This is a genomic window from Psychrobacter sp. AntiMn-1, assembly GCF_001854065.1.
GTDB classification, from domain to species: domain Bacteria; phylum Pseudomonadota; class Gammaproteobacteria; order Pseudomonadales; family Moraxellaceae; genus Psychrobacter; species Psychrobacter pacificensis.
Genome location: NZ_CP012969.1, coordinates 1,340,811 through 1,361,549 on the forward strand (window position 1 = coordinate 1,340,811; position 20,739 = coordinate 1,361,549).

21 protein-coding genes are annotated in these 20,739 nt (G+C 46.1%); 13 read left to right on the forward strand and 8 right to left on the reverse strand.

Features of this window, described 5'->3' with window-relative positions; genetic code table 11:
* The first annotated feature begins 168 nt into the window (after positions 1-168).
* The 10 genes from hutU (at position 169) to AOT82_RS05670 (ending at position 10,329) form a co-directional block, all read left to right on the forward strand.
* Complete coding sequence (gene hutU, locus AOT82_RS05625) at positions 169-1,881, forward strand: urocanate hydratase (protein WP_071002170.1); 1,713 nt, start codon at positions 169-171, stop codon at positions 1,879-1,881.
* 63 nt (positions 1,882-1,944) lie between these two features.
* Complete coding sequence (gene hutH / locus AOT82_RS05630; RefSeq protein WP_071002171.1) at positions 1,945-3,507, forward strand: histidine ammonia-lyase; 1,563 nt, start codon at positions 1,945-1,947, stop codon at positions 3,505-3,507.
* Between the two features lie 42 nt (positions 3,508-3,549).
* Positions 3,550-4,581, forward strand: coding sequence for a formimidoylglutamase (gene hutG / locus AOT82_RS05635; RefSeq protein WP_071003668.1), 1,032 nt, complete (start codon positions 3,550-3,552; stop codon positions 4,579-4,581).
* A gap of 62 nt (positions 4,582-4,643) precedes the next feature.
* Complete coding sequence (hutI, locus tag AOT82_RS05640; RefSeq protein ID WP_197496746.1) at positions 4,644-5,969, forward strand: imidazolonepropionase; 1,326 nt, start codon at positions 4,644-4,646, stop codon at positions 5,967-5,969.
* Between the two features lie 243 nt (positions 5,970-6,212).
* The gene (locus tag AOT82_RS05645; RefSeq protein WP_071002172.1) at positions 6,213-6,575 is read left to right on the forward strand and encodes a roadblock/LC7 domain-containing protein; all 363 of its coding nucleotides are present in this window, start codon (positions 6,213-6,215) and stop codon (positions 6,573-6,575) included.
* A gap of 83 nt (positions 6,576-6,658) precedes the next feature.
* Positions 6,659-7,153, forward strand: coding sequence for a PAS domain-containing protein (locus AOT82_RS05650; RefSeq protein WP_071002173.1), 495 nt, complete (start codon positions 6,659-6,661; stop codon positions 7,151-7,153).
* Positions 7,154-7,156: 3 nt separating this feature from the next.
* Positions 7,157-7,906 carry a PhnD/SsuA/transferrin family substrate-binding protein gene (locus tag AOT82_RS05655; RefSeq protein WP_071002174.1) on the forward strand — a complete coding sequence of 250 codons (750 nt, stop codon included), beginning with the start codon at positions 7,157-7,159 and terminating at the stop codon, positions 7,904-7,906.
* A gap of 99 nt (positions 7,907-8,005) precedes the next feature.
* Complete coding sequence (locus tag AOT82_RS05660; RefSeq protein WP_071002175.1) at positions 8,006-8,635, forward strand: hypothetical protein; 630 nt, start codon at positions 8,006-8,008, stop codon at positions 8,633-8,635.
* Between the two features lie 67 nt (positions 8,636-8,702).
* The gene (locus AOT82_RS05665; protein ID WP_071002176.1) at positions 8,703-9,317 is read left to right on the forward strand and encodes a hypothetical protein; all 615 of its coding nucleotides are present in this window, start codon (positions 8,703-8,705) and stop codon (positions 9,315-9,317) included.
* 376 nt (positions 9,318-9,693) lie between these two features.
* Positions 9,694-10,329, forward strand: coding sequence for a class I SAM-dependent methyltransferase (locus AOT82_RS05670; RefSeq protein WP_197496747.1), 636 nt, complete (start codon positions 9,694-9,696; stop codon positions 10,327-10,329).
* Between the two features lie 53 nt (positions 10,330-10,382).
* On the opposite strand, the gene AOT82_RS05675 is transcribed toward AOT82_RS05670, so the two are convergent.
* From AOT82_RS05675 to AOT82_RS05700, 6 genes are all read right to left on the reverse strand, one after another.
* A complete protein-coding gene (locus tag AOT82_RS05675; protein ID WP_414706386.1) occupies positions 10,383-10,943 on the reverse strand; it encodes a GNAT family N-acetyltransferase in 561 nt (186 codons plus the stop codon).
* A 25-nt stretch (positions 10,944-10,968) separates the two neighbouring features.
* Positions 10,969-11,679 (reverse strand): nucleotidyltransferase family protein, encoded by a 711-nt coding sequence (locus tag AOT82_RS05680; protein ID WP_071002178.1) that lies wholly within the window; start codon positions 11,677-11,679, stop codon positions 10,969-10,971.
* A complete protein-coding gene (locus AOT82_RS05685; protein ID WP_071002179.1) occupies positions 11,676-12,968 on the reverse strand; it encodes an XdhC family protein in 1,293 nt (430 codons plus the stop codon). The genes AOT82_RS05680 and AOT82_RS05685 overlap by 4 nt, the downstream gene beginning before the upstream one ends.
* Positions 12,969-13,092: 124 nt before the next feature.
* The gene (locus AOT82_RS05690) at positions 13,093-15,516 is read right to left on the reverse strand and encodes a xanthine dehydrogenase family protein molybdopterin-binding subunit (RefSeq protein ID WP_071002180.1); all 2,424 of its coding nucleotides are present in this window, start codon (positions 15,514-15,516) and stop codon (positions 13,093-13,095) included.
* Positions 15,517-15,518: 2 nt separating this feature from the next.
* The gene (locus tag AOT82_RS05695; RefSeq protein ID WP_071002181.1) at positions 15,519-16,511 is read right to left on the reverse strand and encodes an FAD binding domain-containing protein; all 993 of its coding nucleotides are present in this window, start codon (positions 16,509-16,511) and stop codon (positions 15,519-15,521) included.
* Positions 16,508-17,164: a 2Fe-2S iron-sulfur cluster-binding protein gene (locus tag AOT82_RS05700; protein ID WP_071002182.1), complete on the reverse strand. Its 657-nt coding sequence runs from the start codon at positions 17,162-17,164 to the stop codon at positions 16,508-16,510. Before AOT82_RS05700 ends, AOT82_RS05695 begins: the two co-directional genes overlap by 4 nt.
* A gap of 387 nt (positions 17,165-17,551) precedes the next feature.
* Between AOT82_RS05700 and AOT82_RS05705 the strand changes: the two genes are divergently transcribed.
* On the forward strand, positions 17,552-18,070 hold the full coding sequence (locus AOT82_RS05705) for a helix-turn-helix domain-containing protein (RefSeq protein ID WP_071001283.1): 519 nt from the start codon (positions 17,552-17,554) through the stop codon (positions 18,068-18,070).
* Positions 18,058-18,897, forward strand: a complete 840-nt coding sequence (locus AOT82_RS05710; protein ID WP_227517198.1) for an IS3 family transposase — start codon at positions 18,058-18,060, stop codon at positions 18,895-18,897. Before AOT82_RS05705 ends, AOT82_RS05710 begins: the two co-directional genes overlap by 13 nt.
* A 112-nt stretch (positions 18,898-19,009) precedes the next feature.
* On the opposite strand, the gene AOT82_RS14215 is transcribed toward AOT82_RS05710, so the two are convergent.
* Both AOT82_RS14215 and AOT82_RS14220 read right to left on the reverse strand, forming a co-directional pair.
* Positions 19,010-19,195 (reverse strand): hypothetical protein, encoded by a 186-nt coding sequence (locus AOT82_RS14215; protein WP_237182793.1) that lies wholly within the window; start codon positions 19,193-19,195, stop codon positions 19,010-19,012.
* Positions 19,196-19,252: 57 nt separating this feature from the next.
* Entirely contained in the window at positions 19,253-19,603 is a 351-nt protein-coding gene (locus AOT82_RS14220) for a nitroreductase family protein (RefSeq protein WP_335725903.1), read from the reverse strand.
* A gap of 460 nt (positions 19,604-20,063) precedes the next feature.
* Here AOT82_RS14220 and AOT82_RS05720 point away from each other — a divergent pair, with 460 nt between their 5' ends.
* Entirely contained in the window at positions 20,064-20,717 is a 654-nt protein-coding gene (locus tag AOT82_RS05720; protein ID WP_071002183.1) for a DsbA family oxidoreductase, read from the forward strand.
* Positions 20,718-20,739: the final 22 nt, after the last annotated feature.

Consider the following 20,739-nt stretch of genomic DNA (forward strand, 5'->3'; position numbering starts at 1 on the left):
AAAAATCCTTGCATGAAAAAAGCATCTTTGATAATTTGTATATACAATTTATAGCAAGTCTAAAAATCTTGATCTAGCTACTCTATATTTCGATGCCTTTATAGACTGCCTATAAAACACTTACTCTTATTATTTTATCGCCCTATGAGCTACCACAAGGATATGACCATGACTACTGAAAACGGAACCAACAAAAAACTTACCCGCCGTGATGAGTCTCGCGATATCGCCGCCCCTACTGGCAGCACGTTGCACTGTAAAAGCTGGCTGACCGAAGCGCCGTATCGCATGCTACAAAACAATCTACATCCTGATGTGGCAGAAAACCCAAAAAGTCTTGTAGTATACGGTGGTATTGGACGCGCCGCGCGTAACTGGGAGAGCTATGATCAAATCCTAGAGTCGCTCAAAGAATTAGAAGATGACGAAACCTTACTCGTACAATCAGGCAAGCCTGTGGGCGTGTTTCAAACTCATGAGAACGCACCGCGCGTATTGATTGCCAACTCAAACCTTGTGCCACGCTGGGCAACGTGGGAGCACTTCAATGAGCTCGATCGCAAAGACTTATTTATGTACGGACAGATGACCGCAGGTAGCTGGATTTATATCGGTACGCAAGGCATCGTGCAAGGCACATACGAGACTTTTGTTGAAGCAGGTCGTCAGCATTATAATGGCAGCTGGGCGGGTCGTTGGATTTTGACCGCAGGTCTTGGCGGTATGGGTGGGGCGCAGCCACTGGCCGCAACCTTTGCAGGCGCAACCTCATTGAACATCGAATGCCAGCAGTCTAGTATCGATTTCCGTTTGCGCACGGGTTATGTCGATAAGCAAGCGCGCGATCTTGACCATGCTTATGAATTGATTGAGCAGCATACCAAAGCAGGCGAGGCGATCTCTATCGCGCTACTTGGTAACGCTGCAGATATCTTGCCTGAAATCGTTAAGCGCGCTCGTGAAGGAGACATCAAACCTGATTTGGTGACCGATCAAACCTCAGCGCATGACCTGATCAATGGCTATCTACCAAGCGGCTGGACGGTCGAAGAATGGAGGTCCGCTCAAGAAGATCCAGAGCAACATGCAGCTCTCACCAAAGCCGCTGCTCAATCTTGTGCCGTACACGTCCAAGCGATTTTAGACTTGCAAGCGATGGATATTCCAGCGACCGATTACGGTAATAATATCCGTCAGGTGGCGTTTGATGAAGGCGTCAAAGATGCCTTTAATTTCCCCGGTTTTGTCCCTGCTTATATTCGTCCGCTGTTTTGCCAAGGCAAAGGCCCATTCCGCTGGGTAGCGCTCTCAGGTGATCCAGAAGACATCTATAAGACCGATCAAAAAATCAAAGAGCTGTTCCCAGAAAACACCCACGTCCACCGCTGGCTCGATATGGCAAAAGAGCGTATTCAGTTCCAAGGCTTGCCTGCACGTATCTGCTGGTTGGGTCTTGGCGAACGTGATAAAGCAGGTTTGGCATTTAATGAAATGGTCAAAAACGGTGAGCTAAAAGGCCCAATCGTTATCGGTCGTGACCACCTCGACACGGGCTCGGTCGCCAGCCCCAACCGCGAGACCGAAAGCATGAAAGACGGCTCAGATGCGGTATCTGATTGGGCACTGTTGAACGGTATGCTAAACGTAGCAGGCGGCGCAACGTGGGTATCACTACATCATGGCGGCGGTGTCGGCATGGGCTACTCGCAGCATTCAGGCATGGTCATCGTGGCGGACGGTACAGATGCCGCAGCCAAACGCTTGTCACGCGTACTGGTCAATGACTGCGGCTCAGGCGTCATGCGTCATGCCGATGCAGGTTATGAGTTGGCGATTAAGACAGCGCAAGATTATGGTTTAAATCTGCCAATGATCAAATAGTTTGAACTACCTTAATATTATAAAGACAAACACTTATATGTCTATGCAACTAGGATTACCCTTATGAGCAACATCAAACAACTTACCCTACATCCACGCCAGCTTAGCTTCAAGATGCTACGCGACATCTACGATCAGCCCGTGGTATTGAGCTTGCCTGAGAGTGCGTATGAGGCGATTGACGCCTCGCATAACAATGTCAAAACCATTATTGAGCGTGATAAGAGCGCCTACGGCATTAACACCGGCTTTGGTCTGCTTGCCAAAACCCGCATCAGTGATGACCAGCTTGAGCTGCTACAGCGTAACCTAATCATTTCTCACTCGGTAGGTACAGGTGACGCGCTACCAGAGGGCGTGGTGCGCCTGATTATGGTGATGAAAGTTGCTAGCCTAGCACAAGGTGTGTCTGGCGTACGTCGCGAGGTGGTAGATAGTTTACTTGGTTTAATCAACAATCAAATCACCCCAAATATCCCAGCCAAAGGCTCAGTTGGTGCCTCTGGTGACTTAGCGCCACTATCACATATGACACTTGCGATGATGGGTGAAGGTGATGTGTTTGTCGCTGGTAAAAAAGTGCCAGCTGCTGATGCCCTAGCAAAGCATGGACTTGAGCCAATCACATTGGCAGCCAAAGAAGGCCTTGCGCTTATCAACGGTACGCAAGTCTCAACTGCGCTAGCATTACGTGGTTATTTCTTAGCGCGTGATTTACTTGAGACTGCTACTATCGTCGGCTCACTGTCAATTGATGCCGCCAAAGGCTCAGATTCACCATTTGATGCGCGTATTCACGAAGTACGCGGTCATCATGGTCAGATAGAGATCGCCAAAGCACACCGTCAACTGATCAAAGGCAGTGCTATCCGTGCCTCGCACGATGGCGAACAAGATGATCGCGTTCAAGACCCTTATTGCTTACGCTGTCAGCCACAAGTCATGGGTGCTTGTCTTGATATTATCAACCAAGCAGGGAAAACGCTGCTCATCGAATCTAATGCGGTAACAGACAATCCGCTTATCTTTAATAATGAAGATGGTCCGGTCGCCATATCAGGTGGTAACTTCCATGCTGAGCCAGTCGCTTTTGCCGCGGATATTTTAGCATTGGCTATCGCTGAGATTGGCTCGATGTCTGAGCGCCGTGTCGCTTTGCTGATCGATGCAACTTTGTCAGGTGGTCTGCCACCATTCCTAGTCGATAACGCTGGGGTCAACTCAGGCTTTATGATTGCGCATGTGACCGCTGCTGCACTGGCTTCAGAAAACAAATCTATCGCCCATCCAGGTAGCGTCGATAGCATCCCAACCTCTGCCAACCAAGAAGACCATGTATCCATGGCTACCTATTGCGCACGCCGCCTATATGAGATGGCGCAAAACACTGCGACTATCATAGGTATTGAGCTACTGGCTGCTGGTCAAGGTATTGATTTTCATCGAGGACTCGAGACATCAGAGCCGTTGACTGTGGCACATCAAAAACTACGTGAGAAAGTGACGTTCTATGATAAAGATCGCTACCTCGCCCCTGATATCGAAGCGGCCAAGCAGTTAGTACTAGACGGTACACTTGCTGAGCATTGGCAAGAACTACGTCAGAACTGGTACGAGTCTAAATAAGCATTGGCTGGTAAAAGGAGAGCCATGATGGCAGTCACAAACATGACCACACCCATTTGCCATACACCTGCTGATATGACTCAGTGGACAGGACGCGCAGAGCCGTTTGAGACTGCACGCGCCCGTTATTGGTATCAGCTTGCTCAGCCTTATGAGGCTCAACATATTGGGCTAATTGGCTTTGCCTGTGATCAAGGCGTCAGACGCAATCAAGGACGCGTGGGTGCTAGAGCTGCCCCGCCATTGATTCGTCGAGCTTTTGCTACGCTGCCAGTCATCGCTGATTTGCAACAACGCTTTGATAGTCAATTATCAACCTTATTGGGTGATGCTGGCGACATTCATTGTGATGACAATGATGGCTTTGCCGACAGTATTCTTGAGCAAGCTCAGATCAAATATGCCGATGCAGTGAGCACTATCGTCAAGCAAGGTGGATTACCCATCGGGCTTGGCGGTGGTCATGCCATTGCTTATGGTAGCTTTTTGGGATTATGGCAGGCCTTAGAAAAGGCAAACGATACAACTATCAGCACAAACACAGCGCCTACTATCGGGATTATTAATTTCGATGCCCATCTTGATATTCGTCAGTCTGATGTGGCGACTTCTGGTACACCGTTTCGCCAGATTGCCGAGCATCTTGACGCACACGATCAGCCCTTTCATTATTGCTGTATTGGCGTCAGTCGCTTTTCTAATACCGCCGCGCTCTTTGATCGCGCTGAGCAACTTGGCGTACAGGTTATTAGTGATGAAGACTGTCATTATAAGCCTTGGGACACCATTGCCGAGCAGGTCAAAAGCTTCATAGATCAGGTTGATATTATTTATCTCACTATTGATATGGACTGTCTCCCCTCTAGTATCGTTCCGGGTGTCAGTGCGCCTGCTGCTTTTGGTATTGAGCTTGGTTTTGTTGAGCGTATGGTCAAGCTGATTGTGTCATCAGGCAAAGTAAAAATGGCAGATATTGCTGAGATCAACCCAACCTTTGATGTGGATAGTCGTAGCTGCAAAGTCGCTGCTCGATTGCTGGCAACGATTGTAGAACAGCACTTACTTGTCACTTAGATCTTACAAGCAAAGGTCTTGCAAACAAAGATCGCTCGCCTCCCAATTATTAGGAGCATACTATGAATGAATCAGAAAATTTTAAAGAGCAGACGCTCGACGAATCTACTATGACATCGTTTGACCACCTTATTATCAATGCCAATATTGCGACGTTTTCAGCGCACTATGGTTTTAATCTTTATGAAAATTCAGATACTAATAACGTCCCATACGGTCAGCTAGAGAGCGCGGCTATCGGTATTAAAGACGGCAAGATTGCATGGATTGGGGCACAAGAGCAAATCACGACGCATCTGCCACATTATCACGAGAACCAAATCACAGACGCCGATGGCAAATGGCTAACGCCTGGGCTTATCGATTGTCATACGCACATTGTCTATGGTGGCAACCGCAGCAATGAATTCGAAGCGCGTTTGCAAGGGGCCAGTTACCAAGACATCGCAGCACAAGGCGGCGGTATTGTCGCAACCGTGAGTGCCACCCGCACGGCCAGTATTGAATCGCTATTTACCCAAAGTGAAAAGCGCCTACTTGCGCTGATGAAAGAAGGCGTCACCAGCATCGAAATCAAATCAGGTTATGGTCTTGACTTAGATACTGAGCGCAAAATGCTCACCGTCGCACGCCAGCTTGGCGAAAAATACGACATCCACGTCAGCACCACGTATCTTGCAGCGCACGCCTTACCACCTGAATATAAGTCCCATATGCAGGACCGTGCGGACGACTATATCGAGCAAGTCTGTGAGTGGCTACCAATCCTGCATGCAGAAGGCTTGGTTGATGCGGTCGATGGCTTTTGTGAAAACATTGCGTTTAGTAGCGATCAGATTAGACACGTTTTTGAGGTTGCACGCTCCTTAGACCTGCCGGTCAAACTACACGCTGAGCAGTTATCTGACATCGGCGGTAGCGCTTTAGTTGCCGAATACAAAGGGCTATCTAGCGACCATTTAGAACATTTATCAGAAACTGACATAGAGAAAATGGCTGCTAGCAACACGGTTGCGGTGATATTGCCCGGAGCGTTTTATACCTTGCGTGACACCAAGCTGCCACCGATTGAGGCACTTCGCAAGCATCAAGTTCCTATAGCGATTTCAACCGATTGCAACCCCGGTACATCACCTTTGACATCGCTGTTGTTGGCAATGAATATGGGCTGTACGCTGTTTTACCTCACGCCTGAAGAGGTATTGGCAGGATCAACCGTTTATGCAGCCAAGGCTTTGGGTCTATCTAATAAAGGCAAAATAGAAGTGGGCTGTGATGCTGATTTAGCACTATGGGACATCGCCCGCCCTGCTGATTTGGCCTATCAGATGGGACTGAACCCTATTGCAGGCACTATGTTTCAAGGTCAATGGCGTAATAAAGCTTAACGAATACGCCTTGATTTATCGTCACTAAAAAAGCCCCTATCATTGAATGATGGGGGCTTTTTGGTCGTTACATTGCAAGTTTTATGAAATAGCAGAAAAAACTTATCATAACCTTAGTTTAAATAGGGATTTACTATATCAATATTTTTAGTAAGGATTTATAATACCCTTTTTCAAACAGGGTTATTTTTGGCTAACTATAGTTCATAAATAAAAATTAACACACAGTATAGAGAAAGCGATATGCGTACAGATTCATTTCAACAGATATTGGAAGACTTAAACAGCTCATCAGCAGATGTTGAAGCATCTGCCCTAATCTCTAACGATGGTCTGATGATTGCCTCAGCTCTACCAACTGGCGTTGATGAAGATCGTGTGGGTGCGATGTCAGCAGCACTGCTATCATTAGGCGACCGTGCAGGCCGCGAATTGGCACGCGGTAGTATCGATCGCATCATGATTCAAGGCGAGATGGGCTACGTAATCATGACGTCATCAGGCGATGAAGCGGTACTCACTATCATGGCAAAACCCAATGCCAAGCTTGGTTTGATATTCTTGGACATCAAGCGCGCCTCAGAAGCCCTAGCAAAACTCATTTGATTGGTGGCTTTGGCTTTTTGACGAGTGCCCTATGTACTCGATTTTACTCATTATAAATATAACGACCAACGAAGGAGATGACCATGGGTTCTCCAATCCCTGATGCACACAAGCCTGACCTGCCTGCTGAGCAAATCACCCTGACCTATCATGATGGCACCTCTCGAACTGTCTATGATACAGGTGTAGAGCGTCCCTACCCAGATGGTAAGCTCATTGTCTCGCGTACCGATTTAGACGGTATTATCACTCACGTCAACGACGCCTTTGTTGAGATTAGTGGCTACCACGTCGATGAGCTCATCGGTCAACAGCACTATATTCTGCGTCATCCTGATATGCCAAAAGCGGCTTATCAAGACTTGTGGGACACAGCAAAAGCTGGAAAGAAGTGGCATGGCTATGTCAAAAATTTATGCAAAGACGGCAGTCACTACTGGGTATATGCCACGGTCGTGCCCAATGTTCGCCGCGGCGAAACTGTAGGATACACTTCAGTACGCCGTAAGCCATCACGCAGTAAAATCGAAGCGGCAATGGCTCAGTACGCCCAAATGAAACAAGATGAGGAAGGCTAAATCATGACGACACACAATATGTTAATCGCCCCTGATTTTTCGCCTGAGCGCTTTGCTGGCTGGCACATGTTCAATACGCTGATTCAAAAACGTGCCAACCTAAACATGCACCTCAATATCCCAGCCTCACATGCTGAGCAAGAGACCTTGATTGAGGCAGGTGTTATTCAAATTATCTACGCCAACCCTTTTGATGCCGCTGCCCTCATCCGTGAGCAAGGCTACCGTGCAGTTGCTCGTCCCATTGGCAAATCTGATGAGATGGTCATTGCCGCGGCGGCCAATAGCGACATCAATCACTTAGAAGATATCCATAAAGGCGCAACCGTTGCGATGGCAGACAATCGAGACGTCAAGCTGATCGGTTTGCGTTTGCTCGAAGCTGTCGATATAGAAGAATCTGACCTCAACTGGGATATCACTGAGACCTATCAAGCAGCTGCTCGCAAAGTCATCAAAGGCGATGCCCAAGCGGCGTTTTTCTTGGCGGAGATCTTTCACAGCTTCTCACGCTTGACCAAAGCTCAGCTCTCAGTATTGATTGAAAGTGATCTGGCAGACATAAGCCACGTCCTTCTCATCAAAGACGACTTTCCAGATGCGCAAATTTTTATAGAAGCCATCCTGGATTTGCATAGCGATGATGATGGAAAAGAAGCCTTAACTGAGCTTGGTGTGCCTGAAGGGTTTGAGGCAATGAGTGAAGAGGATGCTGAATTTATGATTGATTTGATGCAGACATTGCTGGATTGATGGCTCATTGACACTCATATTATCAGAGGTTGTTTTGCTGAATGATCTCATAGCCTGAGGCGCTGGTTGTCGTCACGGCTATGACACAAGGAGACCATTATGTCTGACTCAGACCTGATCAAAGAAAACGAGAAAGTGGCGCACCGAGTCTTTCGGTTTTATTCACGCAAAGTGTTTTTGGCACCCAACAACCGTCACTTTCATGAGCAGCGCATCAACGCCGCCTTATTACTCACCGAAAAAGAACCCCTACAGGGCGCGGTAGCAGATTTTTTCTATGGGTGCTGGTTTGACATTCCATACGATGTCAATAATTTGTTTACGCGTATCAAAGACCGTTTGACCCCTGAGGCCAAGCAAGGGTTTCGCGAGTGTATTGACAAAAAAAGCTATATTCAGCGTAACAGCATGCTGGCCACTCGCTGGAGTGTCCTTATATCGCCTTCGCTCAATGAGCAAAAGCAACGCTTGCGTATCAGTAGTGATGACGCCAGAGAGATCGCAAGAGACATCACCGCTGAGCTGCTGCAAACACGTGCTAGCCAAGACTGGGGCACCATTGAGCAAATTGAAAATGAGTTTTTTGCCTATTGTACTGTGCGTAATGATCGTCTGGCGTTTTCCTTAGTTTGGTTTAGCTTAGGCAAAAGTGATTGGCAATTTGATCAACGCTGGGATAACTGCCAACAGCATTTGGATCAGACCATCAAGCCTACCACGACATCATAAACTGTCATGCGTTTATAACTTAACTTCTATCACTTTTTACCACTTTTTCATCGCTAAGGTAGCCGCTATGTCTTCTTATTTGAATGCCGATAAGACCTATCTAACCTTAACGCCTGCTGGTATTTTTGAGGCGTTTTCACAGAATGAGCCGACTGATGAGCAATTGGCGCTACAAGACTTGTTGTCTTATGGACAGACACTACTCGCCGCTGATTGGTTGCAGCGCTATTCTGATATATGGCTACAGCGCTTTATAGAACACGGCTGGATCGAAAAACTGTCTTTGCTTTTGCCAGCGCCCAATCTACCATTGGATCAGTTTTTGCCTTACGTAGTCGCGAGCTTATCTGGCAAACGCCGTGCCGCAATTGGCTCTGATGAAGGGTTTTGTCTGGCTCGGATTGGTTATAGTCAAGAAGAAGCGGACATGCTCAGTGTTGCCGCCGCTGACTTTTCAGGGTTTATGCTTCGTCAAAAACAACGCGGCTGGGCAGTAGAGAGTCAAGCGATCTCGTTTTTTCAGCAAGTTGACTTGCTCATACCTGAGACCAGCTTTGTGTTTTTATGGATCGATGGCGCAGGTTATGTGCTCATCATCGATGGCGAACCCTTGACCAACAGTCGCGCCTTTGTAGAGCTGGTCTGGGCACTTAAGACCTCTGGACTCAAATTTCTAAATTGATTCAGCAGCACACGCCAGCTTTAATCCTCTCTTGTATGGGCTTGTCAAAATAAACGACAAGCCTATCATGCCAGCATAAAAGCCATTCAACATCTCTCATACGCTTCTTTTACCGTCCGCTTTTACCAGCCCTTTTATCCAGCAATAACAATACCTTCAGAATTAACAATAACTTGTCATCATTTAGGTCATACTCTCCTCACACTTGTAAGACGCTTTTCTTGGCGCTGCCTAGTCTTTTCTAAAACAATAACTTCTACAAACGCTCATTTTCTACTATTTCTAAGATTTAGATACCCTATTCCAACGTCCTACCTCATCGACAGTGGCAATCTTTGCCAACCTTTGCACTTTTGCTTATTTTTTAGGACAGTTTATGACTTCGCTGACCACTGTGCGCGTGCGCTATCAAACGATTGAAATTGGCAACACCGACATTCACCTCTGCACCCTGCGTGACAACCAACAATTTAGTGACCCCGATGATGAGGCATTAAACTTGGGTATTTGCTCCGCTTCTTGGCCGATGTTTGGGGTAATCTGGCCGTCAAGCTTGGTACTAGCCAATCATATGCTGGAATATGATATTAAGGACAAACGGATATTGGAAGTGGGCTGCGGCATGGCGCTATCAAGTTTGCTGCTCAATCATAGACATGCTGACATCACAGCGACCGACTATCATCCGACCGTTGAGTATTTCCTTGATAGAAATACCACGCTAAATAATAACAGAGGCATCAATTTTGAGCGTTTAGACTGGTCAGAGGATAACAGCCATCTTGGTAGGTTTGATATCATTATCGGCAGTGACTTGCTCTACGTAGACCAACATATTGGGATATTGGCTGGGTTTATCGAACGTCATGCGCTGCCAACCTGTGAAGTCATCGTCGTTGACCCTGGACGCGGGCGTAAAAACAAGCTAACCAATAAGATGATTGAGTTTGGCTTTAGCAGTCAGCACGTCAAACCTCAAAACACCGCTTATCTAGCGTTGCCGTTTGTTTAAGGGGGCATATTTTGACGCTTTCAAGATCGGCCGTATGATATAAATAGAGTCCGTTATACTATAAGGGCTTGCCACTGCTGACGCGTGATTTTATATAGAACATGCTCAGCCAGTCGATGATCAGCATCGAGCATCGGATGAGAGAAGTTGTCCTGCGTATCAGTCATACCAAGACGCTGCATAAGCTTTTGCGAGCGCTGATTGATGACCGCCGTAAATGACACCACGTCCTCAAGTGCCAGCTCGGTAAACGCAAAATCCAGCGCTGCACGCGCCGCCTCGGTGGCATAGCCTAGCCCCCAATAATCCTTGTGCAAACGCCAACCAATCTCGACAGCAGGGGCAAAGGGCATATCAGCATGCGCGTTATTTAACCCAACCATACCGATAAAGTCATCACTTTTATCTGCGCCATCTTTACGAGCCACCACCCAAAATCCCCAGCCATGCTCTTCAATTAATTTTTGACACTTATTGGCAATGGTATTACTCAATGCAGGGGTTAATAGTTTAGGAAAATATGCCATCACTTTAGGATCAGCATTCATCTCGGCAAACCGCGCACGATCACTTGCTTGCCACTGTCTTAGGTAGAGACGCTTGGTTGCTATCATGCTTGTCATGTCAGTCGCTTACTATTCATATTCGTTCAGAGTGCTGATCAAGCCAGCCTTTTTTTTGAGCAAACGCTAGCTGTGCTGGTGTATCGATATCATAACTGAGCTGCTTATTGATCACTGTATGTATTTGGCTTGGCGGTAATGCTCTGATTAAATGACGCAAGCCTTTATCACCTGTCAATTCAGTTTGCCATTGTCTGAGTAAACCTGTATCAATCACTAGCGGTAAGCCGATGATATTTTTTTGCTCTGTAGCGCTTAATTCATCTGAATACGTCCAGCTATGATAACTGCTGGCTACCACAGACTGTTCACCAGCCAGCAAAGCCATTAAATGCGACTGATCTAATAGAACCTGATCAACCCCTATGATAAGCACGCGCTCGATTGACGAATTTCCAAGACTCGCAATACTCTCAATACCCAAACGCAAACTGTCCGCCATACCAGTTTCAGGTTTTGGGTTTACTACCGCTTGAACCGCTGGATATTGCACAGCCAACTCTGTAACTACACTAGCAACTGCAGGATGCTTATCAGGAATCACAACGATAACGGCTTGCGGATTGGTGCTCACTGCCGATCGGATCATGTGCACGATTAATAGCTCGCCATTCTTAACGAGCAGCTGCTTAGGTTGGCCAAGGCGCTGACTGAGGCCACTTGCCAATATGATGACCGCATGATTTTGCACCTGTCTGTCCTTGTCTTCTAAGACGATACTACTCATACGGTACTCGGCACAATATCAGCATCCGTATTACCAACGCTTGCTTCTGAATTCGAGACCCTACTGTAGGAGCCTTCTACTGATGCAGTTTGATCGTGCATGACTGCATTTATCTGTGCCATGATACCCAGTGCGAGTGCCTCTGGACCATCTCCTCCTAGCTTATAGCCAATCGGATAATGCAGTTTTTGAACGCCAGTATCCAAGATAGCAGGATGATCCATGTTAGCGCTTATCTCATTGATTAAGCGTTCGGTACGATAGCGCGGCCCTAACTGTCCTAAGTATCTATAGTTTTGCGCATGTGCTAGCAATATCGCCAAGCGAGCGCGGTCTTGGGTCAGACTATGTGACATAAGAGCGACCGCTGCGTTATTACTCAGCTTTAGCAGGGTATCACTATCCTCTAAAGATAATGACATCACTGCATCTGCCTGAGGAAAGCGCATACGAGTCGCATATTGCGCGCGACTGTCTATGACCGTGACATGCCAATCTTGTAGCTTGGCCATGGTCACCAATGGCATCACATCATTACCTGCCCCGCAAACGAGCAGGCGCACTTGTGGTTGCAGGCGTTGTACGAGCCACTCGGTGGTTGCCTCGTCCGTTTTTATGGTCACGTATTCAGTATTGCTCTCAGACAGCTCGTACTCTGCTAACTTTTCTACAATATCGGCAATTATATTCGAAGGGTTTATTATCTCTTGTTCTAGTGAATTTTCCGAATTGTGATATTCGTCTAGATTGATACGCAGGCCAACTTGCAACTCGGTATTCTGACAACCGTTGTTGCGAATCAAAGTAGCGACCATAACTGGCTGCTGATGACGTCGCACCTGACGAACTGACTCTAAAAATGGTGCGGCTGTTGCCAGACGCTCAAACAGCACATGCACACGTCCATTACAGCCAAGCCCAAAATTCAACTCATCAAAGTCCATGTCATCTAGGCCATCCAAGTCGTCTAGATCGTCTGTATCGCCAGCTTCTTTGTTGATCGCTACCTGCGCTTGACCATTATCAGCGTACTCAATGTCATCACCTGTCTGATAAACCTGCACATTGGCACCGTCACGCGTGAGCCAAAAGGCACGTTTGATGATGTGAGGCTCCAAGCAGCCACCGCTGATCATTCCGACCGAACGACCATCTTCACAGATGAGCATCATGGCACCAGCGCGGCGATACGCTGAGCCTTCTGTATGAACGACAGTGGCCAATACAGCATCAACACCTTGCTGCTGAGCCTCGCTTGCCAGCTTCAGAATGTCAGCGACTTGATTCATAATGCCTCTTATTTAATAATTGTTTTTTGTTAGTGAATTTTTTGCTAGTAATAAAATATACTACCGACTCAGTTACAAAAACCCGCTCAGTAAGCGGGTTCTTGTCATACATAAGCTGATAAAACTACTCTGGCATCTCATAAAGCAGCTTGTCGAGGGTAATCGGGAAGTCATAAACACGCACACCGACCGCATTATAGATAGCATTGGCAATCGCGGCAGCAGCACCTGAAATAGCCGTCTCACCGATACCTTTGATGTGCATTGGATTGGTATAAGGATCATCTTCTTCTACCAATATGACATCTAACTGCGGTACGTCCGCATTAACTGGCACATGATACTCGGCAAGGTCATGGTTACAGAGACGACCGTCACGTTTGTCATGAATCACTTCTTCCATCAACGCTGAGCCAATACCGAACACCATACCGCCATAGCATTGCGACGTTGCAGTTTTGTGGTTCAGAATACGACCAGCGGCAAATGCACCTGTCATACGTTTCACCCGAATCTCACCAGTGACTTTATGAACCGCCACTTCAGCGAAGTTCGCACCAAAAGAGGCTTGGCGATGGCTCTTACCGTTCTTACCCGGTTTTATCTGGCCTTTGGCAGTGATTTTTTGCTCATCATAGTCAGCGACCACATCCGCAAGCGCATAATACTCTGTATTATCAAAATCATACTCTTGTGATGCTGACTGTCCTGATAGCGAAAGCCCTGTGGTTTGCGATAGCTTATCAATAGTGCTGTCAGCAAATGATTGGCCACTCTTTTTGGCAGCTTCCATTGCCGTTAAAGCATGCTCGCCTGTTTTCTTGATTTGACCATTGTCTAACTGAATGTTGTCAGGATACAGACCAACTTTTTCTGCTAGCATTTCACGCAGCTGCTCACAAGCAAGATAGACACCACTACCCGCACTCGCAGCACCAAAACTGCCACCTGAGCCTGATGCTGGTGGCAATGCACTGTCACCTAGTTTCATCTCAACATGGTCGATAGGTAGTCCTAACAGGTCTGCCGCTACCTGAGAAAACACCGTATAAGACCCTGTACCGATGTCTGTCATGTCTGTCTCGATAACTGCTTTGATACCAAGTGCTTTTGACTTATCTACCTGTAGGGTTGCACGTGCTTCAGATGGCTGTAATTGGTTACCACGGGCAGCCGCCGCCATGCCTGTACCTATCCACCAGTCACCTTCTAATTGACTGGCAGGCTTGGCGTTTCGCTCACTCCAACCAAAATGCTTGGCACCTTGTTCCATACAGGCAATCAATTGGCGCGTTGAGAAAGGAATATTTTGACTCGGATCTTGCTCTGGCTCATTACGACGGCGTAGTTCAACCGGATCAATCTCCAACTGTGTGGCAAGCTCATCCATGGCACATTCAAGCGCGATCATACCTACCGCTTCGCCAGGCGCACGCATAGAACCTGACAACACTTGGTTCATGTCTACCATCTCATAATTCACACGGCGGTTTTTGCCGCTATATAGATGGTGCGTAGATAGAGCAGTTGGCTCAAAGAAAGCCTCACCTGGCAAATTACTAGAGATCGTATCGTGAATCAATGTATCGATCACGCCGTCATTGTTCGCGCCGATTGCGATACGCTGACGCGTGTTTGAGCGTCTGACCGTTGCTTCCATCACTTGTGAACGCGTCATGGTAATCAATACCGGACGGCCAAGATCTTTTGCAGCAATCGCCGCTGCAATAGATTCAGGAGCAATACCGAGCTTACTACCGAACCCACCACCCACATAGTATGCGATCAGTTGTACTTGATCTTTATTTAGGTCCAGAGCATCCATGACTTGCTGTTTGCAAGAAGCGAGCATCTGATTGGAAGTATACAGAACGAGCTTATCGCCTTCCCAATGAGCCAACGTTGCATGGGGCTCCATCGGAGAGTTGCTTTGACTTGGGGTATGATAAAAGCGATCAACGGTCACTGCCGCATCAGCTAAGCCTTGGTCTGGATCGCCTTGGACATTATTTTTATCAGAGCCTTTTTTTTCATCTACCGCATGTGCGTTAGAGAGCTCTTGGGTAAAGTTCAGTGCCGCTTGGTCAGTCTCATCCTTATAAGTCACTTTCAGCGCTTTAGCGCCTTCTCTTGCCGCCTCAAAAGTCTCAGCAACCACGACAGCAATAGGCTGACCATGATAAAAAATCTCGCTAACCCCTTGCTTGGGTGCTTTAGTTTTTGTCCCTTGTTGAGAGTTACGCAAAAAGTGCTCAGGATCGGTCACGACTTTAATAATATTAGGAATGCCTTTTAGAGAGTCACTATCGATACTCTCAACTTGACCTTTCGCAATGGTCGCGCCTACCAATACACCATAGGCTTGATTGTCCAAGTGTATTTCGGCACTGTATTTCGCTTGACCGCTAACCTTTAGGGAACCATCAACACGGTTGATTGGCTTACCAACTAGCTTGCTTGCCGTTGTGCTAAATAGCGTTTCAACAGGCTCATCCATGGTCAGTTTTTTGGTTGGTTCTGACTGGGTGATTGATTCTAATAGTGCCATGATTATGCTCCCTCGCCCGCTAATGCGCGCTGAATAACTTGTTTTAGTAGGCGACGCGTCAACGGTATTTTAAAGTCGTTCTGACCATTACCTTTGGCATCATGCAATAATAGATCAGCGGCCTGCGTGATAACGTCGCTATTGCCATCGGTATCCATTAATAGTGCCTCAACCTCTTCATTACGCCATGGCTTGGTACCGATGCCGCCGAACGCCAATCGTACTGTCTTTAGGTTGCCATTGTCGTCAGCATCGATGACTGCGGCACAAGATACCAGTGCAAAGGCATAAGAAGCGCGATCACGCACTTTGTCATAGGTATGCATGCCCTTAATAGGGGCAGGTAATACAACATGAGTAATCAGCTCGCCTGCTTCTAGCACATTTTCGATATGCGGCGTGTCTTTTGGCAAACAATAAAAATCTTTCACATCGATAGCGCGAGTCGAGCCATCTGCTTTAACTGTCTCTATCGTGGCATCCAGTAAGCGCATTGCCACTGCCATATCGGATGGGTGCTGAGCAATACATGAATCACTGGTACCTAAGACAGCTAGGGTACGGTTCTCCCCGTTGATAGCAGGACATCCTGTGCCCGGTTCACGTTTATTACAAGCGCTGTCTGTTTGATAAAAATAATAGCAACGAGTACGCTGTAAAAAGTTGCCGCCCGTTGTCGCTCTGTTACGTAGCTGACCAGTCGCTCCTGCCAAGATGGCTCGGGACAATACCGGATAGTTTGCAATCACCTCAGGATGCGCGGCCAAATCGCTATTGGTCACCAGTGTTCCAATACGTAAACCACCATCGGCAGTCGTTTCTACTTGCTCTAATTCTAAACGAGTGATATCGACCAGTTTGATTGGGGTTTCGATCTCTAGTTTCATGAGATCTAATAAGTTAGTACCACCTGCGATAAAAGAAGCGTCTTTGCTGCTAGCAGAGGTTGCGGCTTGCTTAGGTGCATCAGCGCGGCTATATTCAAAACGTTTCATGAGTGGTCTCCTGCCTTGCCTGTTATTGTTTTGTTATTCGCTGAGGCTTTATGGAACTGAGCCTCGCTTGACGGCGGCGACCAAATACCTGTTACGCTTGAGTTTTGCGCAGCGTTGTCAACTGTTTTAGAAGTAGACGCTGACGCTTCATTCTCAAGCACTTGTGAGATGGCTTTGATGATATTGGGATAAGCGGAGCAGCGACAGACATTACCACTCATGCGCTCAGCGATTTCTTGTACTAGAAGGCTATCAGGATGTTGTAAGTCTGTGCTCACATGACTTGGCCAATTTTGTTTTACTTCTTCTATTAAGGCAGTCGCTGAACAAATTTGACCTGGGGTGCAATATCCGCACTGAAAGGCATCGTTATCTTTAAAGGCTTGCTGCAACGCCGAGAGCGAGTCTGGCATCCCAATACCTTCGATCGTCGTAATGTCATCGCCATCATGCATGATGGCCAGTGTAAGACAAGAGTTGACACGGCGACCATTTATAAGCATGGTACAAGCACCGCATTGACCGTGATCACAGCCTTTTTTGGGTCCAGTAATTTGTAGATGCTGACGACAGACGTCGAGCAGTGTCGTACGGGCGTCAAGATTCTCGAGCTGATAATCCTGCTTATTGATTGTTAACGTCAAGGTAGACATGCTGGCTTCTCGCTGGCAGATGAATATAAAGGAATGATAAAATGCCTCAGTGATAAGGCGTCAGTAAAATTATTATGTCTTATCGAGGGTGATATGTTGTGTTAATTTTGTAGTGGTTAGAGTGTAGTTTCTAATCCACTCGCATATTAGATGTGAGCGGCGGCAATGGCTGAATAGTTATTGATAATCATTTACCTATCTAAACCTCAATACTGCTCATTGATTTATAATCACTAGATATCACTGACCAAACTCCTAAATATAGACCTTTATATACTGCAGCATCATTGATACGCTGAGAGGATAAATCAAAAGCATTTTTGGCATAAAAAAACCCCACAAATGAACTGCCCCCCATAAGTTGGACACAACTTATGGGGTATTTTTATGCGCTACGATCTAGACTTTAAGCTTGAAGTCATCGCATACTATATGCAAGGACATACTGGTCGTGCTACAGCTGAGGAATTTAACCTAGATAATAAGATAGTTATCAAATGGGTTAAGCAATATCAAAGCGGTGGTATTGAAGCTATCAAACCAAAGACCAGCAAAGCTTACTATAGTCACGAGTTTAAACACAAAGTCATTACAACGATGCTTAGCCAAGGCTTAAGTCAATTGGAAGTTGCTTTAAGGTATAACATCAGCTCACCGGCGCTTATTAGTCACTGGCATAAAGCGTATCGACTAGAAGGCATATCTGGACTCATCTCCAAACCTAAAGGTAGAACCGTCATGAGCAAACCCTTCATTACAGACAAACCAGAGGATGAAAAAAGCTTAGCAGAATTGAAGCGTGAGAATGAGTACTTACGTGCAGAGGTTGCCTACCTAAAAAAGCTCGATGCCTTGCTCAAAGCGGAGGAAAAAGCAGGCAAAAAGCAAGGCTCATCGAAGGACTAAGAGAGCGCTGCTGTTTATCTGACTTACTTAAAGCCGCTGGTATGCCTAAAAGCGTCTTTTACTATCATAGAGAAAAGCTTGGTGATAAAGATAAACATGCTGACTTAAAACAGCGTATTACTAAGCTGTATCACCAGCATAAAGGCAGGTACGGCTATCGTAGAATAACGGCAGCGCTAAAGCAGTTAGGTAGCCATTACAATCACAAGCTCATCGCTAAGCTTATGCGTCATTTAAACTTAAGTGCACGGATTCGACGACAAAGATATCGCTCTTATAAAGGTGTACAAGGCAAAATTGCAAAGAATTATTTAAAGCGTCAGTTTCATGCAGATAGACCAAACACACGCTGGCTCACTGATATTACTGAGTTTAAGGTAGGTGATCATAAGCTATATTTATCACCGATACTCGATTGTTATAACAATGAGATCATCAGCTATACGCTCTCAAAGAGACCTACCTATGATTTGGTTAGCAAGATGCTAGATAAGGCGTTAGATAAGATAGATACGCACCAGAACAACCGTTTAATGCTGCATTCAGATCAAGGCTGGCATTATCAGATGAGACCGTTCAGTAAGGCGCTTAAACAGCACGGTATTAAGCAAAGCATGAGCAGAAAAGGCAACTGCTTGGATAATGCGCTGATGGAGGGGTTCTTTGGTACGCTGAAGTGCGAGACGATTTATATTGAGAAACCAAAATCGATTGAGCAGTTAGAACAACAGATTCATGAGTATATGCATTATTACAATAATGAGCGTATTCAACTCAAACTAAAAGGACTGAGCCCTGTGCAGTACAGAACTCAGTCCTTGGTATAAACTAAACCGTCCAAGTTTCGGGGGTCAGTTCAAAACCGATGGTTTGCAGGGCTTTTTATCAGTCCGTTGATTCAAGTAGACATTTTTTGTGGCTTTCTTAGCGATGACTGAATTAAGCTTTTGTGATAATCGTCTCTTCGGCAAAGCGAGATTTGGGCAACTCAGCATTGAAATCATCTTCGCTACGGTAACCAAGCGATATCACGGCAACAGCGGTATAGCCCTTACTACGTAACTCAAACTCTTCATCAAGTGCTTTTAAATCTGCGCCTTCCATCGGCACAGTATCAATACTCAAAGTAGCAGCGCCTAGGAGCAACAAAGCGCCCATATTGAGATACAACTGCTCTATCAACTAATGCGCCTCGTCTTTTTGCTCGTAACGACGAATGTCCAAGAATATTTTGCGCGTTTGATGCATTTGCTCTTTGAGTTTTGGTTCTGCAAAGCGACCATCGGCATCTTCTTTGTCGAGCAAGCCTTCTAAAAACTCGTCATCGGCATAGACACGACTACAGAATACAATGACATGCGAGGCATCTTTTACTTTGGCATCATTGAATTCATACATGCCCTCAGTGCCTTTTGCAATTCGAGCTTTACCCGCTTCATCATCAGCAATCACAAAATGCCAAGGTTGAATATTGGTGCTCGACGGACTGAGACGTAAGATATTTTTTAGACTCTGAAAGTCTTCTGCTGATATTTTTTGTTGGTGTCAAAGTCTTTGGTGCTGTAACGCCATTTCATTGCTTCAGTAATATTTTTCATATATGACACCATAGTGAGTGTTAAGTTCTTATTGTTTATTGAATTATTATTAGCGTTATTTATAAATAATCATCGCTAATTTCAATGGAGCAACTTTAAATAAAACCTGTTTTGTGACCACGGCAGATTGGTTAAGTAGTCATGGGTTTTGTTATCAGTGCGTCAGTTGTTAGACCGTTTTTGCAAAAATTTCGGCTATCCTACTGATAATAGTTACAATTGAGCTACCTAAGTGATAACGCAGACTGTGCAGACTACATTGTAATCGCTCCCTCATTCTCTTAATATTGACTGAGTGATATTATCCAAAGCTGATTCAACCAAGTCGCTTTGGCTGATATGTCTAGCTATAAAATACCGTCATAAAAAATAAACAATAATGCCTGCGAGGATATATGAGCACATCAGAAAAACCACTCCGAATAGACATCGTCTCAGACGTTGTATGCCCTTGGTGCGTCATCGGCTATCGCCAACTGGCAGCAGCACTTGAGCAAACCAATACCGCACACACCATTCATTGGCATCCGTTTGAGTTAAACCCCAATATGCCAAGCGAGGGACAAAACTTGCGTGAGCACATTATCGAAAAGTATGGCTCGACTAAAGAAGAGTCAGATGCTAGCCGAGTCAGAATGACTGAAGCTGGACAGGAAGTTGGCTTTGAATTTAATTTCAATGATGACACTCGCATGCACAATACATTTAATCTGCATCAGCTGCTGCATTTTGCAGACCAGCAAGGATATATGCATGAGTTAAAACAAGCGTTATTTGCGGCACATTTTACCGATAACAGAAACATCTCCGATATCAATGTGCTTGCTGACATTGCAGCTGAGACTGGACTGGATCGTAGTGAGGCACTGGCAGTGCTAGAGGGTCAGTTCTTTGCAAAAGAAGTGCGAGCAGAAGAACAGCATTGGCAGCAGCAAGGCATTCAAAGTGTGCCGGCGATTATCTTCAACGAGCGTCATTTGGTCAGCGGTGCGCAAGGGGTTGAAAATTACGTCAGCATATTAGAACAATTGGCGAATATGACTAACTAAACCGTCTGTTATTGTAAAAAAT